The 4,765-nt window shown below is 73.7% G+C and carries 1 protein-coding gene; it reads right to left on the bottom strand.

The annotated features are described in order from the left end of the window. Nucleotides 1–4,765, bottom strand: a 4,765-nt coding sequence (locus OHA11_RS48260; protein WP_266509220.1) for a type I polyketide synthase, incomplete at both ends; no start/stop codon positions are given.

The following is a 4,765-nucleotide window of genomic DNA, read 5'->3' as shown; positions in this document are numbered from 1 at the left end:
CGGTCGGCTCCGCCGTCGTCGCGCCGCAGGGTGGGGACGGTGACCGCGTCGTCGAGCGCGGGGATCAGCACCGGCCTCGCACTCACCTCGATGAACACCGCATCGTCGAAACCCGCCGCCGCCGGCGCGAACCGCACCTGCTGCCGCAGATTCCGGAACCAGTACTCATCGTCCAGCGCACCGGTGACCCACGCCTCGTCCACGGTCGACAGCCACGGGATCACCGGTGCCTGCGACGGCACCGACACCACCGCACCACGCAACGCCTCGACATGCGGGGTGTGCGACGCGTAGTCCACCGCGATCCGCCGCCCGCCATAACGAGCACGAACCGCCTCCACCGCGTCCGGCACACCCGCCACGACCGTCGAGGACGGCCCGTTCAACGCCGCCACCCACACCCCGTCGGCCAACTCGATACCCTCGGCAGGCAACGGAATCGACGCCATCGCCCCCTGACCCGCCAGCGTCGAAGCAATCGCCTGACTGCGCAGCGCCACCACCTTCGCCGCATCAGCCAGCGACACCGCACCCGCGACACAGGCTGCCGCGATCTCACCCTGCGAATGCCCGATCACCGCGGACGGCTGCACACCCGCCGCCTGCCACACCGCCGCCAGCGACACCATCACCGCCCACGACGCCGGCTGCAACCACTCCACCCGATCCGGAGCATCAACCGCCTCCCACAGATCCAGATACGGCGACAACGCCTCCGCACACTCACCCATCCGCGCCGCGAACACCGGCGACACGTCCAGCAACGCACGCCCCATCCCCGCCCACTGCGTCCCCTGACCCGGAAACACAAACACCACACGACGGTCCGCGGACGCCACGCCCGAGACCGTCGTGCCGCCGATCAGCACCGTACGGTGGGCGAACGGCGTGCGCCGGGCGAGCGTGACCGCGACGTCGAGCTCAGCGATGCCGGGCCGGTCCTCGCGGAACCTGCGCAGCCGGGTTTCCTGGGCCGTCAGGGCCTCGGCCGTGCGGGCGGAGAGCACCAACGGCAGCGGTCCCGCCGGAGCGGCGCTCTCACCGGGCGCCTGGGCGGCGAAGCCTTCGACGATGACGTGGGCGTTCGTGCCGCTGATGCCGAACGACGACACCGCGGCCCGGCGGGGACGGTCCCCGGAGGCCGGCCACGGACGCTCCGAGGTGAGCAGTTCGACGGCGCCGGACGCCCAGTCCACGTGCGGCGACGGCGCGTCGATGTGCAGGCTCTTCGGCATCGTCTCGTGCCGCATCGCCTGGATCATCTTGATCACCCCGGCGACTCCGGCGGCCGCCTGGGTGTGGCCGAGGTTCGACTTCACCGAACCCAGGCGTGCCGGCTCGCCGTCGCTGCGGCTGCCGTACGTGTCGAGGATCGCCTGCGCCTCGATCGGGTCGCCCAGCGCCGTTCCCGTCCCGTGCGCCTCGACCACGTCCACGTCGCCGATGCCGAGCCCGGCCCGCTCCAGGGCGGCCCGGATGACCTTCTGCTGGGCGGGGCCGTTCGGCGCGGTGAGACCGTTGGACGTGCCGTCCTGGTTCACCGCAGTGCCCCGGATCAGTGCGAGCACAGTGTGTCCGTTGCGCCGGGCGTCGGAGAGCCGTTCGACCAGCACCACGCCGACGCCCTCGGACCAGCCGGTGCCGTCGGCCGCCGCCGCGAACGGCTTGCACCGGCCGTCCGGCGCCATGCCGCGCTGCCGGGAGAACTCCTGGAACGTCCGCGGCGACGACATCACGGTCACCCCGCCGACCACCGCCAGCCCGCACTCGCCGTGCCGCAGCGCCTGGGCGGCCTGGTGCAGCGCGACGAGCGAGGACGAGCAGGCGGTGTCGATGGTGACGGCCGGGCCCTGCAACCCGAAGAAGTAGGACAGGCGGCCGGACATGACGCTCTGCGAGTTGCCGGTGCCGATCCAGCCCTCCAGCCCGTGCGCGCTGTCGGTAACCAGTCCTCCGTACTCCTGGGCCATGGTGCCGACGAACACGCCGGTGTCGCTGCCGCGCAGGTCGCGCGGGTCGAGGCCGGCGTGTTCGAATGCCTCCCACGCGGTCTCCATCAGCACCCGCTGCTGCGGGTCCATCGCCAGCGCCTCGCGCGGGCTGATGCCGAAGAAGGCCGCGTCGAAGTCGGCCGCGCCGCCGAGGAAACCTCCTTCGCGTACGTACGACCTGCCGGTCGCCTCGGGATCGGGATCGTAGAGGCCGGCCAGATCCCAGCCACGGTCGGCGGGGAACGGCCCGACCGCATCCCGTCCCTCGGCCACCAGCCGCCACAGGTCGTCGGGGGTGGCCACGCCGCCCGGATAGCGGCACGCCATCCCGACGACGGCGACCGGGTCGTCCGCGACGGCCGCGGAGGCCGTCGCCCGCGTCGCGGTACCCTCTCCCGCCAGCCGCTCGGCGAGCGCCCGCGGGGTCGGGTAGTCGAAGACCGCCGTGGCGCTCAGCCGCACGCCGGTCGCGTCGGCGAGCTGGTTACGCAGGTCGACGGCGGACAGCGAGTCGAGGCCGAGGCTCTGAAACGGTGTGTCGGCCGGGATGACCGTTCCGTCGGCATGACCAAGCACCGCGGCGGCGGTGGCGATCACCAGCGCCAGGGGGTCGTCACGTCGTGCCCGGCGGCGCGGCCGGGTCCGCGGCCGGTCGAGTGCGGCGGCCAGGACGACCGGCAGGTCCAGCGCCGGGGCGGCGTCGAACAGGCGCAGAGCGTCCGGCGTGGTCAACGCGCGGAGTCCGTGCCGCCCGGCCCGGCGCACGTCCGCGGTCTCGGACATCCGGCTGGTCTGCTCCCACAGCCCCCAGGCCAGCGAGGTCGCGGGCAGCCCGAGGTCGTGCCGGTGCTCCGCGAGTGCGTCGAGGAACGCGTTGGCGGCGGCGTAGCTCGACTGTCCTGCCGCCCCGAACACACCGGCGACCGAGGAGAACAGCACGAACGCGGAGAGCGGCAGGTCACGGGTCAGCTCGTGCAGATGCCACGCGCCGTCGGCCTTGGGCCGGAGCACGGCGGCCAGGCGGTCCGGTGTCAGGGCGGAGACGACTCCGTCGTCCAGGACACCCGCGAGGTGTACGACGGCGGTGAGCGGGTGCTCGTCGGGAACCGTGGCCAGGGCGCGGGCCAGTGCCTCCCGGTCGGCTACGTCGACGGCGAGCGCGGTGACCTCGGCGCCGGGCAGCTCAGGGGCGGTGCCGCTGCGGGTCAGCAGCAGCAGGTGCCGGACACCGCGCTCGGTGACCAGGTGGCGGGCGACGATCCCGGCGAGCGTGCCGGACGCGCCGGTGAGGAGCACGGTTCCGTCCGGATCCCACGCGGCCGGGACCGTTGCCGGGGCCGTCACCCGGACCGGCCGGGGCGCCTCGATCCGGCCGTCCCGTACGCGCAGGACCGGCTCGCCGGCCGCGGCCAGCACGGCGGGATCCAGCTGGTCGCCCTCGACGAGGACGAACTCGCCCGGGTGTTCGGCCGCCGCGGACCGGATCAGACCCCGGGCGGCGGCGGTCGCAAGGCCGCCGCCGGTACGCACCACGACCGTCGTGGCGTCGTCGAGGGTGGCGTGGACCAGCTCCAGCGCCTGGGCGGCCAGGTCGTGGGCGGCGGTGAGCGGATCGCCCTCGCCGGCGGTGAGCGTCACCTCGCGGACCGGGGTGGTGGCCGGGGCCGGGGTGGCGAGCGACGTCCATTCCAGGCGGTGCAGGTGGTTCACGCCCGGCGCCTCGAACGGCCGGGAGACCAGCCGGTCCACGGCGAGGACGGGCGCGCCCTCGTCGTCCGTGGCGAGTACGGCGAACGCGTCCGGGGCGAGCGGGGTGACGCGTACACGCAGCCGGGTGGCGGCGCTGGCGAAGAGACTCACGCCGGTCCAGGAGAACGGCAGGCTCGGCGTCATCTCCGTGGTGCCGAGCGCCGGAAGCAGGCCGGTCTGGAGGGCGGCGTCCAGCAGCGCGGGGTGGATGGTGTAGCCCGCCGGATCCTGGCCGGGAGGCAGGGCCACCTCGGCGTAGAGGGTTTCGCCGTTCCGCCAGGCCGCGCCGATCCCCTGGAACGCAGGACCGTAGGTGTAGCCGAGGTCGTCGAGGTGGTCGTAGAAGGCGGCGGTGTCGACCGGGTCGCCGGGCGGCGGCCAGGCGGCGGTCTCGCGGGGTGGCTCGGGCACGCGCGGTATGGCCGCGCCGGTGGCGATGCGGGTCCACTCGGGGGCGTCGTCCGCCCGGGCGTGGATCTCGATCCGCCGACGGCCCTCCTCGTCGGCGTCGCCGACCGTGACGTGCAGCGTCGTGGCGGTGGTCAGCGGCAGCGGGGCCTCGATGACCAGTTCCTCCAGCGCGTCGCAGCCTGCCTCGTCGGCGGCGCGCATGGCCATGTCGGCGAGGGCCGCGCCGGGCATCAGCGGGGTGCCGCTGATGGCGTGGTCGAGCAGCCACGGATGGCTGGCGGGCGAGACCTTGCCGGTGAGCGAGACTCCGTCGGTGCCGGGCAGGCTGACGGCAGCCACCAGCACCGGGTGGTCGACGCGGCGCTGGCCCAGGCCGATGCGCCGATGCTCGGGCCAGAAGCGTTCGTGTTGGAAGGGGTAGGTCGGTACTTCCTGCGTCAGCGTTCCGCCACCGGTGTAGGGAGCCCAGTCGACCGGCACACCGTGCACCCACATGTGGGCCAGCGCGGTCAACGGCTCAGCAGCACTCACTCCCCCGGTCAGACGCGACAGCGAGCCATCAGGGCCGATCTCGACGAACAAGGCTCCCGGCCCGAAAGCCGCCACCTGCTCAC

It is taken from the genome of Streptomyces sp. NBC_00878, from assembly GCF_026341515.1.
GTDB lineage: Bacteria > Actinomycetota > Actinomycetes > Streptomycetales > Streptomycetaceae > Streptomyces.
Note: the sequence above shows the minus strand (reverse complement) of the source record. Positions and strands in the feature narration are given on the sequence as shown.